This is a genomic window from Streptomyces lydicamycinicus, from assembly GCF_000829715.2.
Lineage (GTDB): Bacteria > Actinomycetota > Actinomycetes > Streptomycetales > Streptomycetaceae > Streptomyces > Streptomyces lydicamycinicus.
Genome location: NZ_BBNO01000004.1, coordinates 31643 through 51112 on the forward strand (window position 1 = coordinate 31643; position 19470 = coordinate 51112).

The window sequence follows — 19470 nt, forward strand, 5'->3', positions numbered from 1 at the left end:
GGCATGCTGACGATCAACGCCGGGACCGGGCCGGGCCGCAGCCGACCAGAGATCCTGACCCGCCTCCGCCGCACCGCCGTGCCCTGGGCCACGCCGCTGTATGTCGGCGGCGTACAACTCGGTGCGTACGCCACCGCGCGGCTGCCCGCCCGGCGGCGCACCGAGCTGCTGCGCGCGCACTCCACCAATGTCGCCAATCTGCGGGCCGGGCGGTGGCGGACGCTGGTCACCAGCGCGGCCTTCGTCGAACATCCGCTGCCGCTGCCGTACGGCGCCGCGCTGCTCGCCGCCCTCGGTACGGCCGAGGCGCGCTGGGGCACCGGGCGCGCGGCGGGGGTGTTCATGGCCGGTCACATCGGGGCCAGCCTGCTGGTCTACGCGGGCCTGCGGGCGCGGGGGCACGGCCGTCCCGCCCACGGGCCCACGGGGGACGCGGCGCCGGACGCCACCGCACAGGCCATCGACGTCGGGGCCAGCTACGGCTTCAACGCCACGGTGGGCGCCCTCGCCGCCACCGTCCCGCACCGCGGCCTGCGGGCGGCGGCCACCGGCGGGCTGCTGGCGCTGGCGACCGCGCCCGTGCTGCGCCGGGGGCGCACGTTCACCGACGCCGGGCATCTGGCGGCCCTGGCGCTCGGGGTGGCGATGGGGGCGGGGATGCGACGAGCAACGGGCGGCGGCGGAGCGGGGACGAAGCAGGCATAGGGGGCAGGGGCGTCGCGCGGCGGATTCCGGCCATGGCCCTCCCCGCCGCGCGGTCGCCAACTCCGTTGCGGACGAGCCGAGTCGGGCCAGGAGTGCCGCCGGTCCCGGTGTCCGGGCGGGTCCGGCGCGGCGGAATCCCGTCACCGGGCGCCGCACGCCGGGGACAGATCACCGACCGTCTGGTTCAATAGGGCCATGGCCAGCCTCACCGACACCGCGACAGGTCGCAGCGACCTAGAGCCTTTCTGGCCGTCCCGGCAGGCGCACGCCTTCGACCGTCTGTGTTGCCGCGCGCACTGAGCGCGGGCCCGCACACCCCTCTCCGACGCCGCTGACCGGCGTCCGCTGCCCTGCCCGCGCGCATGACGTCCCCGACGCCCCGCTGCGCGAAAGAGCTGATTCCTGATGACGAACCTCCGTACCATGACCGCCGGTTCCGCGACCGCCCCGCTTCCCGCCGCCGCGGCGCCCGCCCACCGTCACCGGCTGCGCGCCGTGACACCCGACGAGGCCCATCCGTTGCCCGCCACCGCCCCGGCCGGCGGGGCTCCGCACCCGAGCGCCGTGTCGGTCGCCGAGCTGCTGAACTCCGGCGCGACCTGGCTGCCGGCGCCCCAGCACAGCCTGCCCGCGCTGCCCGGCCGGCCGCCGATGGTCGGCTATCTCGTCCTCGTACCGGCCGAACAGGCCGCCGCCACCGCCGCGCCGCCGGCCGCCGTGCCCGAGGCGCCCGCGGCACCCGCGCCGACCGGTGACGCGATCGTGCGGATCGACCCCGAACAGCGCACCGCGCAGGTCCAGGGCCGGCCGCTGGACCTGACCTACCTCGAATTCGAGCTGCTGGCCCATCTGGTCGCGCATCCGCACCGGGTGCACACCCGCGACCAGCTGGTGACCACGGTGTGGGGCTACGGGCACGTCGGCGACGGCCGCACCGTCGACGTCCATGTCGCCCGGCTGCGCCGCAAGTTGGGCGCCGCACACCGGTCGTCGATCGTGACGGTGCGGCGGGTCGGCTACAAGTACGTGCCGAGCATCTGAGGCAGGGTCAGACGCCCTCCTGACGCTGCCGCAGGCCCGGCCGGGCGGGGATCCGCTCCCCCGCCCGGCCGGGTGCCGCTCCCGCACGGGGACCGCACCGCTGCGCCGTTTCCCGGCCCGCCGGACCGCCCCACCGGTGCCAACAGCCCACGCAGAGGGCCGCCACCAGCCCGATACCGGAGACCAGCAGCACGCCCTTGGCCGGGGAGTCGGTGAGCGCCGCCCCGCCCAGCCCGCCGAGCGCCGCGCTGGACAGCGCCCAGAGGCCCGCGCCGACCGCGTCCAGCGCCACGAAGCGGCGCAGCGGGAAGCGGAGGCTCCCGGTGGACAGGGCGGCGACCACCCGGCCACCGGGCAGGAAGCGGCCGGCGATGATGAGCAGCGCGGCATGCCGTTCGACCCGGGCGCGGGCCCGCAGGTGCCGGGCCCGGCCGCGCTCACCACGCAGCAGCCGGGCGCTCGCGCGCGGGCCCGCGTACCGTCCCACGGCGTAGCCCAGACAGTCCCCCGCCAGCGCCCCGGCCGCCGCGACACCCGCCAGCAGGGCGAGCAACGCCGGGTCGGGGCCGATGAGCACGGCGACCAGGACGACGGTGGTCTCGCTCGGCATGAACGGCAGCAGCGCGTCGAGGCCGGACACCAGCAGGACGACCAGCCACAGCCAGGGCGAGCCCAGCATGCCCTGAAGGGACGCGGTGAGCTGGTCCAGCTGCTCAAACATGGGCCGGGGTGTCCCGCGGCGGGGCGTGCGGCACCGGAGCGGCGGGCCGGAGGGACACGGCCGGCCGGGCCGCGCCGCCGCCCGTCACCGCCGTCACCGGGCGCCCGCCCAGCGCGGCGCGAGCCGCCATCGCCGCCAACGTGCGCCGGTCCAGGCCCGCGTCGAGCGGCCACAGCACCGGATGCGCCGTGACACGTACGGTCAGGGCACGGGCGGCGAGCACCCGGCGCAGCGAGCCCGCGAAGGTGTCCTCCCCGCAGAACGCGGCGACCGTGCTGGGCAGGCCCTGCTGGCGGTAGTCCAGGGTCACCGGGCGGACCGGCGCGCCCGCGTCGACGGCGGCCTGGAAGGTGGCCCGGCGGAAGGTGCCCGCCTCGGCGGTGCACCAGGTGGTGGCCTGCGGGAAGACCGCCACCGACCGTCCGGCGGCGAGCAGTTCGGACACCTCCCGCACGGTGTGCGGCAGCCGCCGGGGGTGGGTGCGGTCGATGAAGTGCGTACCGGCCCGGCGGGCCAGGCCGCCGACGACCGGCCAGCCGCCGACCTCGCGCTTGGCGAGCAGGGTGACCGGTTCGACGGCGAGCAGGGCGAGGATGTCGAGCCAGGAGATGTGGTTGACGACGACGAGGGTGCCGGTGCCGTCCCCGGCGGTGAGCGCGGCGGCGCCCTCGACCTGGATGTCCAGCGCGTCGAGCAGCGCGCGGGCGTGGATCCGCAGCCGTCCCGGCTCGGCCATCCGCTCGCCGTCCGTCAGCGCCCGCCGCACGGTGCGGGCGAACGCGGTGCCGCGCCGGGCGATCCGGGTCGCCGGTACCCGCGGCAGGGCGTGTACGGCGCAGTCCGGGGTGCAGTCGGAGTGGACGTCCCAGGGGCCGTTCACCGTTCCCCCAGGAAGTAGCGCCGGTAGCGGTCGCCCAGCCGCTCCATGTCCAGGACGACGAAGAAGTCGGCGACGTCGAACTCGGGGTCGTGGGCGGGCGCGCCGCAGATGACGGCGCCGATGCGCAGATAGCCGCGGAGCAGCGGCGGCAGCTGGGCGAGGGCGGGGCGCTCGGGGACGGGGAGGGTGGTGTGCCAGGGGTGGTGCGGGGTGACCTGGAGCTCGGGCGGGGCGGCGTAGCGGGTCCGGCCCAGTTCCCAGGCGTGGGCGGCGGCGGTGCCGCCGTCGGCGAGCGGGACGGAGGCGCAGCCGGCGAGGTAACGGTGGCCGGAGAGCAGGGTGTAGCGGGCGAGGGCGGCCCACATCTGGGTCATGACCGCGCCGTTGCGGTGGCCGGGGTGCACACAGGAGCGGCCGGCCTCGATGAGGGAGGAGCGCAGCTCCGCCAGGGCGCCGAGGTCGAACTCGCCGTCGGAGTACAGCCGCGGGCTGCGGCCGGGCGGCAGCAGCCGGTAGGTGCCGACCACGTCGCCGGTGGCGGTGTGGCTGACGATGAGGTGGTCGGCGAGGTCGTCGACGGCGTCGATGTCATGGCCGGCCAGCGGGGAGTGCAGGGTCGCGCCCATCTCCTCGGCGAAGACCTGGTGGCGCAGGCGCTGGGCGGCACGGATCTGTGCGCGGGTGTCGGCGATCTCCGCGGTGTAGCCGGACTCGGCGGGAGCGGCCGCCGGTGCGGTGGCGGGAGCGGTGCGGGGGTCGGCGGCGGACGCGGCCGGTGCCATGCTCATGAGAGCTCTCCTTGGGGAGGGGGGAGGCTGGTGAGTCGGCGGGCGGTGGGGACAGCGGGGCCGGTGGGGCCGTGCGGGGCGGACGGTGCGCCGCTCCACGGTGGTGCCGGGTACACCCCGGCCGGGACGTAACCCCATGACCTGGCCCTTCTCTACGCGGCAGACTGTTCCCGGGTCCGACGGCCGGGCGCGTGAAGCCCAGGGAGCGAACGGATGAGGGTCCGCAGAACACTGGTCGCCGCGGTCCGGGGCCCGGGACTCACCTCGGCCGTGGAGCTGGGGTGGGCGGTTTCCTCCTCGGCCCGGGCTCACTGCCCGCGGAGCATCCGTGGCCGCTGTTCACCCTGCCGGTGCTCGGCGCCGGTTTTCCGCTGCTCGCCCGGTACGCCGGCCCTGCCCTGATCCGGGCGCTTTTCCTGCTCGCCGCGGTGTTTCTGACGCGAGCCCCGGGCCGAGCCGTCCGAGCGGGTGGCGCGGCCGGCCGAGACCCGGCACGACGCGGTGGACGCCGTCGGCCGCCGGACCGCGCCGGATCGAGCGGGATCTGCACGACGGCGCCCAGGCGCAACCGGTGGCCGTGGGCATGAGCCTCGGCACCACCGAGGCCCTGGTGGAGAAGGGCCCGGCGCGGGCCACCGAGCGGGCGGTCACCAAGCACACCTCCCGCATCTTCGGCAAGCGCCGGCTGCCGCCGTCGGACGACGGCAACCGGCGGGTGCCGGCGGTTCCGGCCTACTTGGACCGCGGCTGACCGACCGTTAGCGTGCCCCCCGCACGGGACTGTTGTGAGCACCGAGCACTGGGGGCACACGTGAGCCGACCGTCACGACGCGCACTGTTGGGAACCGCCGGAGCGATCGGCGCCGGGGCGGCGTTGGGCGGGGCCGCCGCCCCCGCTGCCGCCTCCGCCGGGACACCACCCACCCGGCGCCAGGAGGAAGCACCCGGGTACGACACCGCACCGGCACGGGCCGCGCTGAGGCGGCTGCTGCCCGCCCACGCCGACCAGTTCACGCTGGTGCCGCTCGCCCGGGACGGCGTCGGCGACCGCTTCCGGATCGAGGGCCGTACGGGCCGCATCACGGTCGCCGGGACCACCCCCGCGGCGGCGCTGACCGGCGTCAACTGGTACCTCAAGTACACCTGCCGGGCCCATCTGTCGTGGGCCGGCGACCAGGTGGCGCTGCCCGGCCGGCTGCCCGCCCCGGACGGCCCCGTCGAGCGGGCGACCTCACTGCCGCACCGGTTCGCCCTCAACGACACCCACGACGGCTACACCGCCCCGTACGCGGACTGGCCGCGCTGGGAGCGGCTGATCGACGCACTGGCGCTGCGCGGAGTGAACGAGGTGCTGGTCACCCCGGGCACCGAGGCCGTCTACCACCGGCTGCTGACCGGCTTCGGCTACTCCGACGCCGAGGCCCGCGGCTGGCTCCCGGCGCCCTCGCACCAGCCGTGGTGGCTGCTCCAGAACATGAGCGGCTACGGCGGCCCCACCAGCCCGGAACTGATCGCCAAACGGGCAGAGTTGGGGCGCCGGATCACCGGGCGACTGCGCGAGCTGGGTATGCACCCCGTCCTCCCCGGCTACTTCGGCACCGTCCCGGACGGTTTCGCCGCCCGCAACCCCGGGGCCAGAACCGTCCCCCAGGGCACCTGGGCGGGCCTCAAGCGCCCCGACTGGCTCGATCCGCGCACCGACGTCTTCGCCGCCGTCGCCGCCGCCTTCTACCGCCACCAGGAGCAACTCCTCGGCGCCGCCGACCACTTCAAGATGGATCTGCTGCACGAGGGCGGCGACCCCGGTGACGTACCGGTGCCGGAGGCCGCCCGAGCGGTCGAGAAGGCACTGCGCACCGCCCGCCCCGGGGCCACCTGGGTGATCCTGGGCTGGCAGGACAACCCGCGGCGCGATCTGCTGGACGCCGTCGACCACGACCGGATGCTGATCGTGGACGGCCTCAGCGACCTCGACACGGTCACCGACCGGGAGCGGGACTGGGGCGGGGTGCCGTACGCCTTCGGCTCCATCCCCAACTTCGGCGGCCGCACCACCGTCGGTGCCAAGACCCATATCTGGGCCGAGCGCTTCACCGCCTGGCGCGACAAGCCGGGCAGCCGGCTCGTCGGCACCGCGTACATGCCGGAGGCCGCCGAGCGCGACCCGGCCGCGTTCGAGCTGTTCGGCGAACTGGCCTGGCGGGATCGCCCGGTGGACCGCACCGCGTGGTTCAACGGCTATGCCGACCTCCGTTACGGCGCCCGCGACGCCCACGCCCGTGCCGCGTTCGCCGCGCTGCGCACCAGCGCGTACGAGATCTCCAGCAAGGACGGCCGCCCGCACGACTCCGTCTTCGCCGCCCGCCCGAACCTGGCCGCCCGCTCCGGCACCGTCTACGCCACCCACACCCCCGCCTTCGACCCGGCGGCCTTCGACACCGCGTTCGCCGCGCTGCTCGCGGTCCGCCCCGCGCTGCGCGGCAGCGACGCCTACCGCCACGATCTGACGGACGCCGCCCGGCAGGCGCTGGCCAACCGGTCCTGGCAGCTGATCGGTCAGCTCCAGGACGCCTACCGGCGCAAGGACCGGGACACCTTCCGTGCGCTGTCCGAACTCTGGCTCCGGCTGATGCGGCTCAGCGACGAGGTCACCGGCGCCCACCGGCAGTTCCTGCTGGGGCCGTGGCTGGCGGACGCCCGTGCGATGGCGACCGGCGCCGAGGAGGAGGCGCGGCTGGAACACAGCGCCCGGGCACTCATCACCACCTGGGCGGACCGGCCCACCGCGGACGGCGGCTCGCTCGCCAACTACGCCAACCGCGACTGGCACGGCCTGATCGGCGAGGTCCATCTCCCGCAGTGGCAGGCGTACTTGGACGAACTCGCGGACGCCCTGGCGGCGGACCGCCCGCCGAAGACCTTCGACTGGTACGCCACGGAAGAGCCCTGGACCCGCGCCCGCACCAGCCATCCGCTGCGCCCGACGACGGATGCGTACCGCACCGCGCGGCGGGTCCACGACACCCTCGCCCGGGCCCCCTACCAGGGCACCGTCACGGTCACCGCCGACCCGGCCGCGCTGCCGCCGGGCGGCCGGGCCACGGTCACCGCGGCGCTGCGCAACGTCAACGGGCTGCGGGCGACCGGCCGGGTGGACTTCGCCCTGACCGGTCTCGACGCCACCGCCTCGGGCCCGGTGTCGCTGCCCTCGGTCCCGCCCGGCGGCACCGGCCGCGCCCACTGGCGGGTCACCGCCCCGGCCGGCCCCCTGGAGGCCCCGCTGCACCCGCTCCCCTACGACCTCACCGTCGACTACGGCCCGCAGGGCGCACCGCGGGTCCGTACGCCGCGGCACGGCACGCTGTTCGTGGCGGGGCCGCTGGACCCGGGGCTGCGGACGGTCACCACCAACGCGGCGGTTTTCGGCCAGTTGGACGACCGTTTCGCCATCCATGGCGGGGGCGCGGACTTCTGGAAGGCCACCGCCGAATTCGGCGCGCTCTACCGGCCGGACGCCCTCACCGCCGGCGGCTCGGTCACCGTCGAGGTGACCGCGCAGGACCCGACCGGCCCCTGGGCCCGCGCCGGCCTCGTCGTCCGCAACCGCCTCACCGCCTCCGCCCCGGGCACACCGGACGCCCTCGGCTTCCTCAACCTGTCCGTGACGCCCGCCAACGGCGTCGTGCTGTCCTACGACGCCAACGGCGACGGCACCCTGGACACCTACCGGCGGCTCACCGGCATCACCGCCCCCGTACTGCTCCGGCTGACCCGCGGCACGGACAACGGCAACTCCGGCAGCTACACCGGCGCCTGCTCCACCGACGGCGGCACGACCTGGCGCGACATCGCCACCGTCGGTGTCCCCGGCGCCGCCGCCCGGCAGGACACCGGACTGCACCAGTCCGCCGCCAACTCGGCCACCGGGGACGGCGGGACGGCCGTATTCCGCCGCTGGAAGCTCGCCTGAGCGCCGCGTACGCTGACCCGGGAACGCACCACGAGCGAGGGGATCACGGTATGAGTGCCGCAGCTGAGAAGGAGTGGCTCTACGCCCTCGACATCTCCGACGCGACCTGGCAGCGCGCCCCCGGCGACTCCGAGGAGGCCGTGGAGATCGCCTTCCTGGAGCGGGGCGCGGTGGCCATGCGCAACTCCACGGACCCCGATGTGGTGCTGCGCTACACCGAGGCGGAGTGGCGCGCCTTCGTCCTCGGCGCACGGGACGGCGAGTTCGACCTCCAGCCCTGAAGCCGCCGCTCCCGGCGGCCCGTCACCGGCCCTCCCGGCGCCCCTCGGGGTGCGGGGAGGGCCGGTGACCATCACAGGATTCACTCGTTTCACGGAACGTGAAGCAGCAGCAGAAACAGCAGCAGGCGACACCCCGGCGCCCGGACCGCACCACCCCCGGCAGCCTTGCGGACTTCGGTGACGTCATCGACGTCGAGCAGGCCGAGGCGGCGCTGGTGGAGCACTACCCCCGGCTGGTCCGGCTGGCCTACCTCGTCCTGCCGCCCGGCCAGGGCCGCAGCCGGCGGGTGCTGGCCGCCCACGGCGTGGTGCAGCGGACCCTGCCACGCCAGCGCAGCTCCACCCGCGGGGCCGGTCTGCCCGCCCCGCGCACCGGCGCGGACGCGGCGATCGACCCCGGCTACGCCTTCGTCCGGCTGCGGGTCCTGCGGGCCGCGCTGGCCGGCGGCCGGACCCGCCGGTGGCTGCCGCTGCCGCCGCTGCTCCCCCAGGTGTGGGGCCTGCGGCTCTTCCCGCGCTCCGGGGGTGCCGACGAACTGGCGCTGGACCAGGCGCTGTCGGCGCTGTCCGGGCCGGGCCGGGCGGCGTTCGTGCTGCGCGATCTGGAGCGGCTGAGCGCACCGGAGACCCGCCGGGTGCTGGAGGCGGCCGGGGTGGCGCACCCCCGGGAGGCGCTGGAGGAGGCGGAGCGGGCGACGACACCGGCCGGCAGCCGGGACCGGTCGCTGCTGGAGTCGGCGGAGTTCGACCCCTGTGCGCTTCAGGCCAGGCCGACGGATCTGATCCGGCGGCGGCAGCACGGCCGGGCGGTGCTGGCGGCGGGCGCGGCCGTGCTGGTGTGCGGGGCGCTGCTGGGGCTGCCGGGCGAGGGCTGGGGCCCGGACGGCGCCGCCGCCCCGCCGTACGCGCAGAACGCCGCGGCCGAGGCGGCCTTGGACCCGGGCAAGCTGACGGTGTCCTCCGCGACCGCCTGGAAGCACGCGGCGCGGCAGGACTTCGCGACCTGGCCCGCCCGCGGCGACCGGATCCACGACCGGGCGCTGCTGCGGCGGGCGCTGGCCGTATGGGCCAGGCCCGGGGCCGGGGTGCAGGTCTCGGCGACCCCCGGCACCCCGGCCGGTCCGGCGGCCGGTCCGGCGCAGCTGCTGTTCGCGGGGGTGGTGAATCACGCCGTGGTCGTGCTCTTCCACGACGGACTGCGGGTGGTGCGCTATGCGGAGGCGGCGGACGGCGAGGGGCAGAGCGACGGCACCGGCGCGGCGCTGGACTTCGCGCGTACGGACGGTGCGGCGGCGGCTTCGGCGACCGCGCTGGTGGTGAGCCGCACCCAGGGCAATGTGCGCTTTCTGACCGCCCCGTGGGTGAAGTCGGCGCGGCTGGTCGATCTGGTCAAACCGGAGGCGGTGGACCAGCCGGTGACGGTCGGCGCGGGCGGGGTGACCGATCCGGTGCCCACGGCGCAGCCCACCGCGCAGTGCACGACCTGGCCGGCGCTGCGGATGGGCGGCCGGCTGCTGACCGATCTCGGTGAACTGGTCCCGGCGCGCCTGACGTACGGCAGCCCGCGCAAGCCGGGCGACGTGACGTCCCCGAAGGCCCGGACGGCATGGGCCCGCACGGCCTGCCAGCTGGCCGTGGCGCGCGGTCAGGGCGTCCGTACGGTCAACGCCTGGGAGTTCGCCCGGCAGCCGCTGCCCGGGGGCGCCGGAACCGCGGCCTGGCTGTGCACCCGCGCCGAAACCTGGCGCGGGGCGGGCAGCCGCACGATGGCCCAGATCCAGACACCCACGCCGAACGGGAAGCCGTACACGCCGGGCACGATCGCGGCCCGCGCCGAGGGCGGCACCGCCTGCGGCCCCCGGGCCCCCCGGGCGCTGGCCGGGGTCCTCTGGAAGGCCGCCGACAAACGCTGGTGGCTGCTCGCCGCGGGCAGCACCCAGGTCACCTCGGTCAGGGCAACCGGCGGCGTCTCCGGCCAGGCGACCGGCCGCCTGCTGTCGGTCCCGGCAAAGGCGGGCGACCGTGCGGAACTGACCGGCAGCCTGGCGAACGGCGGGCGGATCGGGGCGATCGGCTAGCGGGCGGCCCCGGGACCGGACCGGCCCTAGGGAAGCACGCGTTCCGCCCGCCGTGGCGAGGGCCGGGCCGCTGCCGCTCGTTCGTCGGCGGCCGCCAGCCAGAAGTAGAGCGGCGGCAGGGCCAGTTCGAGGGCCGTCAGGGCGAGCTGGAACCCTTGGGGCGGTCCGTGGACGGCCAGTGACAGCAGTCGGCCGAGGCCGCCGAGCAGAAAGATGCCGGCCAGCCACCGCACTGCCGTGGCCGGGATCGGCGAGCGCCGGGCCGTCCGGATCCAGGCGAGGCCGTAGCCGAGGAAGACCGCCCCGTAGAAGCGCTCCCGACTGTCGACGGTGGCACCCGCCGCACCCTCCCCCGGCACGGAGTCGATGCCGAGGGCGAAGTGGAACGCGCCGATCGCCACACAGGCGGCCCCCATCGCCAGCGCCAGCCACTTGAGAAGTCCGGCCATGCCCCGGCCCTCCATTCCCCGGTCCGCAGATGCCCGCTAGTAGACGCCTGTCTATTAATGGGAACGTACGGCCGGTAGTAGACAGGTGTCAAGTAACCTCGGGACCATGACCACACGCCGCCGACTCGACCCCGCCGAGCGCCGCAGCCAGTTGCTCGACACCGGAGCACAGCTCTTCGCGGCGAAGCCGTACGACGAGGTGTTCATGGAGGAGGTCGCCGAACGGGCCGGCGTCTCCCGCGCCCTGCTGTACCGCTACTTCCCGAACAAGCGCGATCTGTTCGCCGCGGTCTACCAGCAGGCCGCGGACCGGCTGCTGACCCGTACGGAACTCGATCCGGCCCGCCCCGTGCACGAGCAGCTGCGCGCCGGACTCGACGCCCATATCGACTACTTCACCGCGAACCGTCACACCGTGCTCGCGGCGAACCGGGTGCTCGCCGGTGACCCGGTGATCCAGACCGTCATCACCGACGAGCTGGCCGAACTGCGCCGGCGACTGCTCGACTCCACCGGCCTGAGCTCCGGACCCGGCGAGCTGGCGCCGGCGGCCCTGATGAGCTGGCTGGTGTTCGTCCGCACGCTCTGCGTGGAGTGGCTGACGCATCAGACCTTCAGCCGCACCGAGTTGCGCGAGATGTGCGTCGGCGCGCTCCTGGGAGCGCTGCGCCCGGTGATGGATCTCGACCGGCTGCTCACCGGCGAGGAGGAGCGCCCCGCGGACCCGCAGACGCCCCCCTGACCTTTCACCGTCCGAGGGGTACCGGCATTCCTTACCGCCCAGTACATTGACGCCATGTCTAATACGGCCCCGTTGCGGCCTCAGCCGGCCGCGTCCGAGCACCCCCCGCTGAAGGCCCGCAACGTCGCCTTCGACTGGGCGGACACCCCGTTGCACTGGATACCGGGCGATCCGTTCAGCACCCACACCATCAATGTGCTGCATCTGCTGCTGCCGGCCGGCGAGCGCTGGTTCGTGCACGTCTACAAGCAGGTACTGCCGCACATCCGCGACCCCCGGCTGCGGGCGGACGTGATCGGGTTCATCGGCCAGGAGGCGATGCACTCGCAGGCGCATGACGAGGTGCTGCCGCACCTCAAGGCGCAGGGGCTGGACCCGGCCCCGTACACCGCACAGGTCGACTGGCTCTTCGAGAAGCTGCTCGGCGACCGCACCCTGCCGCCGGGCCGCCCCCGGCGATGGTGGCTGCTGGAGCGGGTCGCGCTGGTCGCCGCCATCGAGCACTACACCGCGTTCCTGGGCGACTGGGTGCTCAACGCCCGGGCACTGGACGCGCGGGGCGCCGATCCGACGATGCTGGACCTGCTGCGCTGGCACGGCGCGGAGGAGGTCGAGCACCGCTCGGTGGCCTTCGATCTCTTCGTCCATCTGGACGGCGGATACCGTCGGCGCGTCCGCACCTGGGCCACGGCCTTCACCGCGCTGGTCTTCCTCTGGCAGCGCGGCACCCGCTTCTTCCTGGCGAACGACCCGTCGCCGGACGTCGGGCGGGCGAGCTTCCGGGAATTCGTCCGCGCCGGGCGGCGGGGCGTGCTGCCGACGGCCGGCGCCATGGCCCGCTCCATCCCGCAGTACCTCAGCCGCACCTACCACCCCTCCCACTACGGCAGCACCGAGCAGGCCATGGCCTATCTGGCCGCCTCCCCCGCCGCGACCGCGGCCGAGGCCCGTACCACCGGAGGTGCCTGAGATGCCCCGGCTCCGCACCGTCGCGCTGGTCGCCGCGGGCGCACTGGCCGCCCGGCGGGCACTGCGCCGACGGATCCAGTCCTCCCCCCTGTGGCCACTGCCCGCGCTGGAACACCCAACCTCCGGGCAGGGCCACCAGGCAGCCGGGACACGGCAGTTGCGGGTGGTGGAGCGTACGGCGGAGGCCGAGGGCGTGGTCCGGCTGCGCCTGGCGGGCGAGGGGCTGCCGGACTGGGAGCCCGGGGCGCACCTCGATCTGGTGCTGCCCTCGGGGGCCGTACGCCAGTACTCGCTGTGCGGCGACCCCGCCACGCCCGGTTCGTACACCATCGCCGCCCGGCTGATCGAGGACGGCCGCGGCGGCTCGCGCGAGGTGCACGAGCGACTGCACGAGGGGACGCTCGTCGGGGTCCGCGGCCCCCGAAACCGCTTCCCGCTCCGGGACGGCCCCGCCTATCTCTTCCTCGCGGGCGGTATCGGCATCACCCCCCTCCTGCCGATGGTGCGGCAGGCCGAGCGGGCCAGGGTGCCGTGGCGGCTGCTGTACTGCGGGCGGTCGCGTGCCTCGATGCCGTTCCTGGCGGAGCTCAGGCAGCTGGCGGGCCCCGGCGACGCCCGGCTGACGGTGGTCGCCGAGGACGAGGACGGGCGCCCCGATCTCGCCGCGGTACTCGCCGGTGCGCCACCGGGGGCGGCCGTCTACTGCTGTGGCCCCGAGCCCCTGATGGACGCCGTCGCGGCACTTCTGCCCGCCGTCACCGAGGGACTGACCCTGCACACCGAGCGGTTCACGGCGGCCACCCCCGCCCCCACGGCCGGGAACACGCCGTTCGAGGTCGAGCTGCGCCGCACCGGCCGTACGGTCACGGTGCCCGCGGACAGCAGTGTGCTGCGGGCGATCCGCGACCAGGCGCTGCCCGATCTGCCGTACTCCTGCGAGCGGGGATTCTGCGGCACCTGCCAACAGCGGGTGCTGTCCGGAGAGGTGGACCACCGCGATGACCTGCTGACGGACGCCGAACGCGCGGACTCCCTGCTGATCTGCGTCTCCCGGGCGCGCGGTGGACGTCTTGTGCTCGATCTGTGATGAGACCGGCGATTCCGCGCCGCGCCCCAGGTCGTTAGGGTGGCCGCATGACGACCGGGACGCGGCGGAGAATGGGCGTCGAGGAGCGGCGTGAGCAGCTGATCGCTGTCGCGCTCGACCTCTTCAGCCACCGTTCCCCGGAGGATGTCTCGATCGACGAGGTCGCCGAGGCGGCCGGTATCTCCCGGCCGCTCGTCTACCACTACTTCCCCGGCAAACAGCAGCTGTACGAGGCCGCGCTGCGCCGGGCCGCCGAAGAGCTCACGGCCCGTTTCGTGGAGCCGCACGAAGGCCCGCTCGGCGCCCGGCTGTTGCGGGTCATGGAGCGCTTCTTCGACTTCGTGGCCGAGCACGGCCCCGGCTTCTCGGCCCTGATGCGCGGCGGCCCCGCGATCGGATCCACCCGCACCGGCGCGATGATCGACGGCGTCCGCCAGGCCGCCTACGAGCAGATCCTGGCCCACCTCGGCATCCCCGACCCCGCCCCACGGCTGGAGTTGGTGGTCCGCTCCTGGGTCTCCCTCGCCGAGACCACCGCCCTGCTGTGGCTGGACGGCCGCCGCGTACCGCGCGCCGAGCTGGAACGCCAGCTCGTCCACGATTTCGCTGCGCTGGCGGCGGTGAGTGCGGCGTATGACGGCCAGATGGCCGTCGTGGTCCGCCGCATACTGGCCGAGGAGCCGGCGGATGGGATGTTCGCGGATCTCGTCACGCGCCTAAGCCGTTTCACTTAGCCTTCCCACGTTTTCGGCTGTCCCGCCGTGTGGGACCTCGCCGTTGCGCCTGCGCCGGGCGGTGCCGCTGCGCGGGGCTGTCGGGTGCGGTGACGGACCTCCGGGGCAGGGGTGTGGGACTGCTTCGCTTTACGTCCCACACCCCTGCCCCTCCGGCCCGTCCCCTCCCGTGGGATGGGTGGGAAAACGGTTGGTGGGGGCTGTTCTGAGTGGTCCGGTGCGCCGCACTGGTCGCCGTGAAACGACTGACGGCGGCCAGCCCCCACCCACCGTTACTACTCCCCCAACGGGAGGGGACGGGCCGGAGGGGCCTGGTGTGTGGACGTAAAGCGAAGCAGTCCACACACCAGGCCCCGGAGGCCCGTCACCGCACCCAACAACCACCCGCCCGCCGCAGGCGCAACGGCGACCAACACCCACGGCGGGACAGACAAAAACGTGGGCCGCTTAGCCAAGCGCAGCCGAAAGGGCAAAATCGTCCGCATGAACGAGATCACCTTCAGGCTCGTCGGCGACCGCACGCCCGGCGACTTCACGGCCCTGGTCGAGCTATACGACAGGGCCGCCCGCTGGATGCAGGAGGCCGGGATCGACCAGTGGAAGCCCGGGGGCAAGGATGAGGAACACTTCCGGCTGCGGCAGAAGGACGGGGAGGTCTGGCTGGCGGAGGTCGCCGGGCGGCGGGTGGGGGCCTTCGAGCTGTGGTGGGAGGACGAGCCCGCGTGGGGGCCGCGGCCGCCGGAGGCGGGCTATGTGCACCGGCTGATGGTGGATCGCCGGCACGCCCCGGCCGGGACGGGACGGGCGCTGCTGGCGCATGCCGAGCAGCGGATAGCGGGGGCGGGGCGGGCATGGGCCCGGCTGGACTGTGTCTCCTCCAACCCGCGGCTGCGCACCTATTACGAGGGCGCCGGTTACACGGTCGTCGGGGAGCAGTCCAAGGAGGGCGGCGGCAGCCGGTACGCCGTCACCCTCCTCGAAAAGCGGCTGGGCACCTGAGGACCGCTTAACCCCGGCGGAAGACCGCCACCGTACGGGCCGGGACCGTGAAGGTGCCCGAGGCGGGCGCGTAGGACGCGGTGGCGGTGGTGCGGTCGGCACCGTGGGCCTGGACGGGGTGCAGGGCGTAACGCTCGCCCGCCAGGTCGCGGACGGTCTGGTGCTGCCGGTCCGGGGTGGCGTTGAGGACGACGACGAGGTTGCCCAGGCGCATGGTGAGCACGCCGGGGGTCTCGTCCTTTCCGGAGAGCGGGAAGGACAGGGCGGACTGGACGCGGGCGGTGGTGGGCAGGCCGAAGGCCGGTTCGGTGGCGTGGATACGGAGCAGGTCGCGGTAGGCGGCGGACGCGCCGTGGATCGTGGCGCAGCCGGGCCGGAGCGCGGGATCGGCCAGCAGGGGCCGGGCGTAGGGCCACTTGTCCTTGTTGTCGGCGGCCGGCGGCAGACCGCGGCCGAAGCCGTTGCCGTCGGCGCAGTTCCAGTGCAGGGCGTTGAACCAGTCGCCGCTGTCGAAGGAGTTGCGGTCCAGGGACTTGGAGCGCAGGAGGTCGGAGCCCGCCTGGGAGAGTGCGGGGCCTTGCGAGAGGGCCGCGGTGGCGAGGGCCAGGACCTGCATCCGGGCGCGGTCGGCGGGGCCGGTGTGCGGCGGGAGTTTGTAGGCGAGGGCGTCGTAGAGGGTTTCGTTGTCGTGGGCGTCGGCGTAGGCGAGTGCGTCACCGGGGGCGGCGGCGTAGCCGGCCGGGGCACCGTTGTAGTCGACCTGGGAGCCCTTGACGCGGTGGCCGGTGGTGTCGGTGAAGGTGTAGTCGGCGAGGTTGCCGGTGAGGCCGACCTTGAGGAGGTCCTGGTAGTGGAGGAGCCGGGCGCGCTGCTCGGCCGGAGTGCCGTTCTCCTTCGATGAGTTGGGGTCGGTGGACAGGCCCGAGGCGAAGCCCTGGATGCGGGGGTCGGCGTCGAAGGGGCCGCCGCCGCGCACCGCGTCCCGGGCCCGGTCGTTGAAGGTGGCGATGCCGGTGCCGGCCATGTTCCGCTGGGTGGCCTGGACGAAGCGGGTGTCGTTCGCGGCCTCGCCGAAGTTCCAGCCCTCGCCGTAGAGGATGACCTTCTTGCCGTCGACGCCGTCCTTCTGCGGGGTCAGCGCGTCGAGGGCCTTCCTGACGGCGAGGATGTTGGCCTTGGGGTGGTGCCCCATGAGGTCGAAGCGGAAGCCGTCGACCTTGTACTCCTTGGCCCAGGTGACGACCGAGTCGACGACGAGCTTGCCCATCATGGTGTGCTCGGGCGCGGTGCCGGAGCAGCAGGTGGAGGTGGCCACCGTGCCGTCGTCGAGCAGCCGCTGGTAGTAGCCGGGAACGATGCGGTCCAGAACGGAGCGCGAATCCTGACCGCTCGCGGCGGTGTGGTTGTAGACGACGTCCATGACCGTACGCAGCCCGGCGCTGTTGAGCCCCTGGACCATCCGCCGGAACTCGACGGTGCGGGCCGTCCCGTCCGGGTCGGAGGCGTAGGACCCTTCCGGGACGGTGTAGTGCAGCGGGTCGTAGCCCCAGTTGTAGGCGTCGCGGGCGGCGGTCTTCCCGACGCAGTCCTGCTGGCCGTCGGAGTCGGGGGCGTACGAGGCGAGATCGCAGCCGGGACGGGCCTGGTCGGCGCGCCGCTCGGGTGCGGTGGCGAAGTCGAAGGCGGGCAGCAGGTGGACGTAGGAGGTGCCGGACCGGACGAGGGAGCGCAGGTGCCGCATCCCGTCCGAGCGCCGGTCGGTGAAGGCGAGGTACTGCCCCGGGTGGCGGGAGGTGCGGTCCTCGACGGAGAAGTCGCGGATCTGTAGCTCCTGGATGCGGGCCCGGCTCAGCGGCACCGCGGCGGGCTTCGCCGGCCGTGACCAGCCGTCCGGGGCGAGCCGCGGATCGTCGAGGTCGGTGACGAGGCTGCGGGCCGAATCGGCGGTCAGGGCGGTGGAGTAGGGGTCGGTGACCTTGTTGGTGACGGTCTTGCCGGCGGTGGGCGCGAAGACCGTGACCAGGTAGCGGTACGGCTTCCCGGTCCAGTCACGCTGCCCCTGGACGCGCCAGACACCGCTGCGGTCATCGCGTCGCATCGGGACCGTACGGCCGTCGAGTTCCAGGGCGACGGTGCGGGCGGTGGGCGCCCAGAGGGAGAGCGTGGGCCGGCCGTCGCGGCCGAACACCGGCCCCAGCGCGGCCTGTTGGGCACGGCTGCCGTAGAGGTCGTCCAGGACGCCTGGTATCTGGACGCCGGTGGTGGTGCGCCGCCCGTCCGCCGTGCGCTGGGCGGCCAGGAGCTTGCCACGCAGGGCGGTACCGGCCAGGTGGCGGTCGCGGGGATCGACGGTGAAGGCCGGGTACCCCGCCAGATGCGGATAAGCGCCCCGTTCGGACGGCGAGAGGCTGCCCGGCGTCAGTCGTATGCGATCGCCGTGGGCACCGAACTCCAGCTGGGCGGCGCGGTGTTCCGCGCCCTTCCAGACGACGGTGTCACGGTCGATCCACTGGGCCAGGGCCTGCTCCGGAGGGGCCGGCGCCGCCTGCGCCGATTGCTGCGGGGACGAGACCAGCAGGGTCACCGAACCGAGGACCAGGGCGAGCGCGGCGGCCAGGCGCCGGCGGGACCGGCGGGTGGTGGAGGACATGGGTCATGGTTCTATCCGCGCCGATTCCTCGCTGCAAGACCTTACGCAAGACATTGCAAGGGTGTTACGTTCCCGCAGTAGCCGGTCCGGCCGACCGGAGACCCGTCACCGAACGGGCCCTACGCGCCCGGCCGGTCGGACCGGCGCCAGGACCATCGGACTTCCTACCTGACAGGCCCGCTCAGCTCGCAGTGCAGCCCTGGACTATCCCGGGCCCCCGCCGGGCGCCGGGATGACACCGAGCTGCTGAAGGAAGCCGAGGAGATCCTTGTCCGACCACTTTTCGGCGAGCTTGCCGTTCTCGATGCGATGCATCACCGTCGCGGTCATCGTGATCGGCCTGCCGGTGGCAGGGATGCCCGGGAGATCCCTCTCGTGTACGCCCCGGGCGGTCAGCCGGGTCACGACTTTGTCGCCCTCCGCGATCTGGTCCTCGATCTCGTGCGTGCCGGGCGTGGCCTCCCAGAACAGCCGGAAGACCTGTTTGAGCCCCTCCCGACCGGGTGCGAAGCCTGGAAACGGTGGCGGCGAGTGGTCCTGGTAATCCTCGGCCACGAGATCATCCATGGCATCGAGGTTGCCCGCGTCGATCTCCTGGTAGAAGCGGCGAACCAGCCTCTTGTTCTCCTCGGTGGACACGGGAACCCCTCTGCGTGCGCCTCGTATGCCGGAGCGGCAGATACGGCCCGCATCGTCGCCCGTCGGCTCCCCTGGCCACACCCCCGGCGCGCCAGACCGCCGCGGACGTTCACTCGAAAGCAGCCGCGCGGGTCACTCGGTCACCGGGGCAGGGCAAAACGTTGCCGATGCGGCACTAGAGGTCCAGTTCCGCGCGGACCACCTTGCCCACCGGAACCCGGTCGACGACCTCCCAGCGAGCGGCGAGCGCGGCCACCAGCGGCAGCCCCCGTCCCGTCTCGCAGTCGGGCGGCGGCAGCACGAGAGCGCCCGGGGACGGCGGGCGCCTCTCCGTACGGGTGTCGGCGACCTCGATGCGGAGGGTGGCGGGGTGGGCCGCATCGGTGTCCCCATGCGCGTAGGACAGGGTCGCGAGGCGCAGTTCGAAGTCCCGGCCCGGGACGCGGCCGTGGGTCACGGCGTTCGCGGTGAGTTCGGCGACGACCGAGGCGGCGGCATCGGACAGCGCGCCGCCATAGGGAAAGCCCCACAGATCGAGCCGGTGGACGGCGAGATGCCGGGCGAGACGGGCGCCGAGGCAGGTGGCACTGAAGCGCTGGGTGAACACACGTACGGTAACCGGGGCTTGGGGAGACCGGGAGGTTGCTTGGGCTGGCATGCGCTCCACGGTGGCGCCCGTATGGCACCCATGGCCAGGATTTCCGCCCCTACGGAGCTCGTACGGAGCGTCAGCGTAC

Annotated in this window: 17 protein-coding genes and 1 pseudogene; 11 read left to right on the forward strand and 7 right to left on the reverse strand. The window is 74.1% G+C overall.

The window, feature by feature from the left end:
* Positions 1–3: 3 nt before the first annotated feature.
* Both TU31_RS13355 and TU31_RS13360 read left to right on the forward strand, forming a co-directional pair.
* A complete protein-coding gene (locus TU31_RS13355; protein WP_063770795.1) occupies positions 4–705 on the forward strand; it encodes a rhomboid-like protein in 702 nt (233 codons plus the stop codon).
* 405 nt (positions 706–1110) lie between these two features.
* Positions 1111–1746, forward strand: a complete 636-nt coding sequence (locus tag TU31_RS13360; protein ID WP_042154020.1) for a winged helix-turn-helix domain-containing protein — start codon at positions 1111–1113, stop codon at positions 1744–1746.
* Between the two features lie 7 nt (positions 1747–1753).
* On the opposite strand, the gene TU31_RS13365 is transcribed toward TU31_RS13360, so the two are convergent.
* From TU31_RS13365 to TU31_RS13375, 3 genes are read right to left on the reverse strand one after another with little or no spacing between them, the layout of a single operon-like run.
* Complete coding sequence (locus TU31_RS13365; RefSeq protein ID WP_042154022.1) at positions 1754–2467, reverse strand: DedA family protein; 714 nt, start codon at positions 2465–2467, stop codon at positions 1754–1756.
* A complete protein-coding gene (locus TU31_RS13370) occupies positions 2460–3347 on the reverse strand; it encodes a lysophospholipid acyltransferase family protein (RefSeq protein ID WP_052718931.1) in 888 nt (295 codons plus the stop codon). The genes TU31_RS13365 and TU31_RS13370 overlap by 8 nt, the downstream gene beginning before the upstream one ends.
* Positions 3344–4135, reverse strand: a complete 792-nt coding sequence (locus tag TU31_RS13375; RefSeq protein ID WP_042154024.1) for a GNAT family N-acetyltransferase — start codon at positions 4133–4135, stop codon at positions 3344–3346. The genes TU31_RS13370 and TU31_RS13375 overlap by 4 nt, the downstream gene beginning before the upstream one ends.
* 634 nt (positions 4136–4769) lie before the next feature.
* Between TU31_RS13375 and TU31_RS39135 the strand changes: the two are divergent.
* The 4 genes and pseudogenes from TU31_RS39135 to TU31_RS13395 all read left to right on the forward strand — a co-directional run.
* Positions 4770–4886, forward strand: a pseudogene (locus tag TU31_RS39135) (DNA-binding response regulator); the annotation flags it as partial.
* An 84-nt stretch (positions 4887–4970) separates the two neighbouring features.
* Positions 4971–8105 carry an alpha-N-acetylglucosaminidase gene (locus tag TU31_RS13385; protein ID WP_107070694.1) on the forward strand — a complete coding sequence of 1045 codons (3135 nt, stop codon included), beginning with the start codon at positions 4971–4973 and terminating at the stop codon, positions 8103–8105.
* Between the two features lie 50 nt (positions 8106–8155).
* Positions 8156–8386, forward strand: a complete 231-nt coding sequence (locus TU31_RS13390) for a DUF397 domain-containing protein (protein WP_042154028.1) — start codon at positions 8156–8158, stop codon at positions 8384–8386.
* A 98-nt stretch (positions 8387–8484) separates the two neighbouring features.
* Positions 8485–10464 carry a hypothetical protein gene (locus TU31_RS13395; protein WP_042154029.1) on the forward strand — a complete coding sequence of 660 codons (1980 nt, stop codon included), beginning with the start codon at positions 8485–8487 and terminating at the stop codon, positions 10462–10464.
* A gap of 26 nt (positions 10465–10490) precedes the next feature.
* On the opposite strand, the gene TU31_RS13400 is transcribed toward TU31_RS13395, so the two are convergent.
* Positions 10491–10913, reverse strand: coding sequence for a DUF4345 domain-containing protein (locus TU31_RS13400; protein ID WP_042154031.1), 423 nt, complete (start codon positions 10911–10913; stop codon positions 10491–10493).
* Positions 10914–11019: 106 nt separating this feature from the next.
* Between TU31_RS13400 and TU31_RS13405 the strand changes: the two genes are divergently transcribed.
* The 5 genes from TU31_RS13405 (at position 11020) to TU31_RS13425 (ending at position 15444) form a co-directional block, all read left to right on the forward strand.
* The gene (locus TU31_RS13405) at positions 11020–11655 is read left to right on the forward strand and encodes a TetR/AcrR family transcriptional regulator (protein WP_042154033.1); all 636 of its coding nucleotides are present in this window, start codon (positions 11020–11022) and stop codon (positions 11653–11655) included.
* 54 nt (positions 11656–11709) lie between these two features.
* A complete protein-coding gene (locus TU31_RS13410) occupies positions 11710–12624 on the forward strand; it encodes a metal-dependent hydrolase (protein ID WP_042154034.1) in 915 nt (304 codons plus the stop codon).
* Position 12625: 1 nt separating this feature from the next.
* A complete protein-coding gene (locus TU31_RS13415; RefSeq protein WP_042154036.1) occupies positions 12626–13711 on the forward strand; it encodes a PDR/VanB family oxidoreductase in 1086 nt (361 codons plus the stop codon).
* Positions 13712–13758: 47 nt separating this feature from the next.
* On the forward strand, positions 13759–14445 hold the full coding sequence (locus TU31_RS13420) for a TetR/AcrR family transcriptional regulator (protein WP_063770796.1): 687 nt from the start codon (positions 13759–13761) through the stop codon (positions 14443–14445).
* A 483-nt stretch (positions 14446–14928) separates the two neighbouring features.
* Complete coding sequence (locus TU31_RS13425) at positions 14929–15444, forward strand: GNAT family N-acetyltransferase (protein WP_063770797.1); 516 nt, start codon at positions 14929–14931, stop codon at positions 15442–15444.
* A gap of 7 nt (positions 15445–15451) precedes the next feature.
* On the opposite strand, the gene pulA is transcribed toward TU31_RS13425, so the two are convergent.
* From pulA to TU31_RS13440, 3 genes are all read right to left on the reverse strand, one after another.
* Complete coding sequence (gene pulA, locus TU31_RS13430; protein ID WP_078885768.1) at positions 15452–18094, reverse strand: pullulanase-type alpha-1,6-glucosidase; 2643 nt, start codon at positions 18092–18094, stop codon at positions 15452–15454.
* A gap of 204 nt (positions 18095–18298) precedes the next feature.
* Positions 18299–18733: an ester cyclase gene (locus tag TU31_RS13435; RefSeq protein WP_042154040.1), complete on the reverse strand. Its 435-nt coding sequence runs from the start codon at positions 18731–18733 to the stop codon at positions 18299–18301.
* A 175-nt stretch (positions 18734–18908) separates the two neighbouring features.
* The gene (locus tag TU31_RS13440) at positions 18909–19391 is read right to left on the reverse strand and encodes an ATP-binding protein (RefSeq protein WP_042154042.1); all 483 of its coding nucleotides are present in this window, start codon (positions 19389–19391) and stop codon (positions 18909–18911) included.
* Positions 19392–19470: the final 79 nt, after the last annotated feature.

Coding starts and splice junctions, on each gene's coding strand:
- TU31_RS13360 (WP_042154020.1), top strand. CDS start 1,111: ATGACGAACCTCCGTACCATGACCGCCGGTTCCGCGACCGCCCCGCTT.
- TU31_RS13365 (WP_042154022.1), bottom strand. CDS start 2,467: ATGTTTGAGCAGCTGGACCAGCTCACCGCGTCCCTTCAGGGCATGCTG.
- TU31_RS13410 (WP_042154034.1), top strand. CDS start 11,710: ATGTCTAATACGGCCCCGTTGCGGCCTCAGCCGGCCGCGTCCGAGCAC.
- TU31_RS13415 (WP_042154036.1), top strand. CDS start 12,626: ATGCCCCGGCTCCGCACCGTCGCGCTGGTCGCCGCGGGCGCACTGGCC.
- pulA (WP_078885768.1), bottom strand. CDS start 18,094: ATGTCCTCCACCACCCGCCGGTCCCGCCGGCGCCTGGCCGCCGCGCTC.
- TU31_RS13400 (WP_042154031.1), bottom strand. CDS start 10,913: ATGGCCGGACTTCTCAAGTGGCTGGCGCTGGCGATGGGGGCCGCCTGT.
- TU31_RS13375 (WP_042154024.1), bottom strand. CDS start 4,135: ATGAGCATGGCACCGGCCGCGTCCGCCGCCGACCCCCGCACCGCTCCC.
- TU31_RS13355 (WP_063770795.1), top strand. CDS start 4: ATGCTGACGATCAACGCCGGGACCGGGCCGGGCCGCAGCCGACCAGAG.
- TU31_RS13425 (WP_063770797.1), top strand. CDS start 14,929: ATGAACGAGATCACCTTCAGGCTCGTCGGCGACCGCACGCCCGGCGAC.
- TU31_RS13440 (WP_042154042.1), bottom strand. CDS start 19,391: ATGCCAGCCCAAGCAACCTCCCGGTCTCCCCAAGCCCCGGTTACCGTA.
- TU31_RS13420 (WP_063770796.1), top strand. CDS start 13,759: ATGACGACCGGGACGCGGCGGAGAATGGGCGTCGAGGAGCGGCGTGAG.
- TU31_RS13405 (WP_042154033.1), top strand. CDS start 11,020: ATGACCACACGCCGCCGACTCGACCCCGCCGAGCGCCGCAGCCAGTTG.
- TU31_RS13390 (WP_042154028.1), top strand. CDS start 8,156: ATGAGTGCCGCAGCTGAGAAGGAGTGGCTCTACGCCCTCGACATCTCC.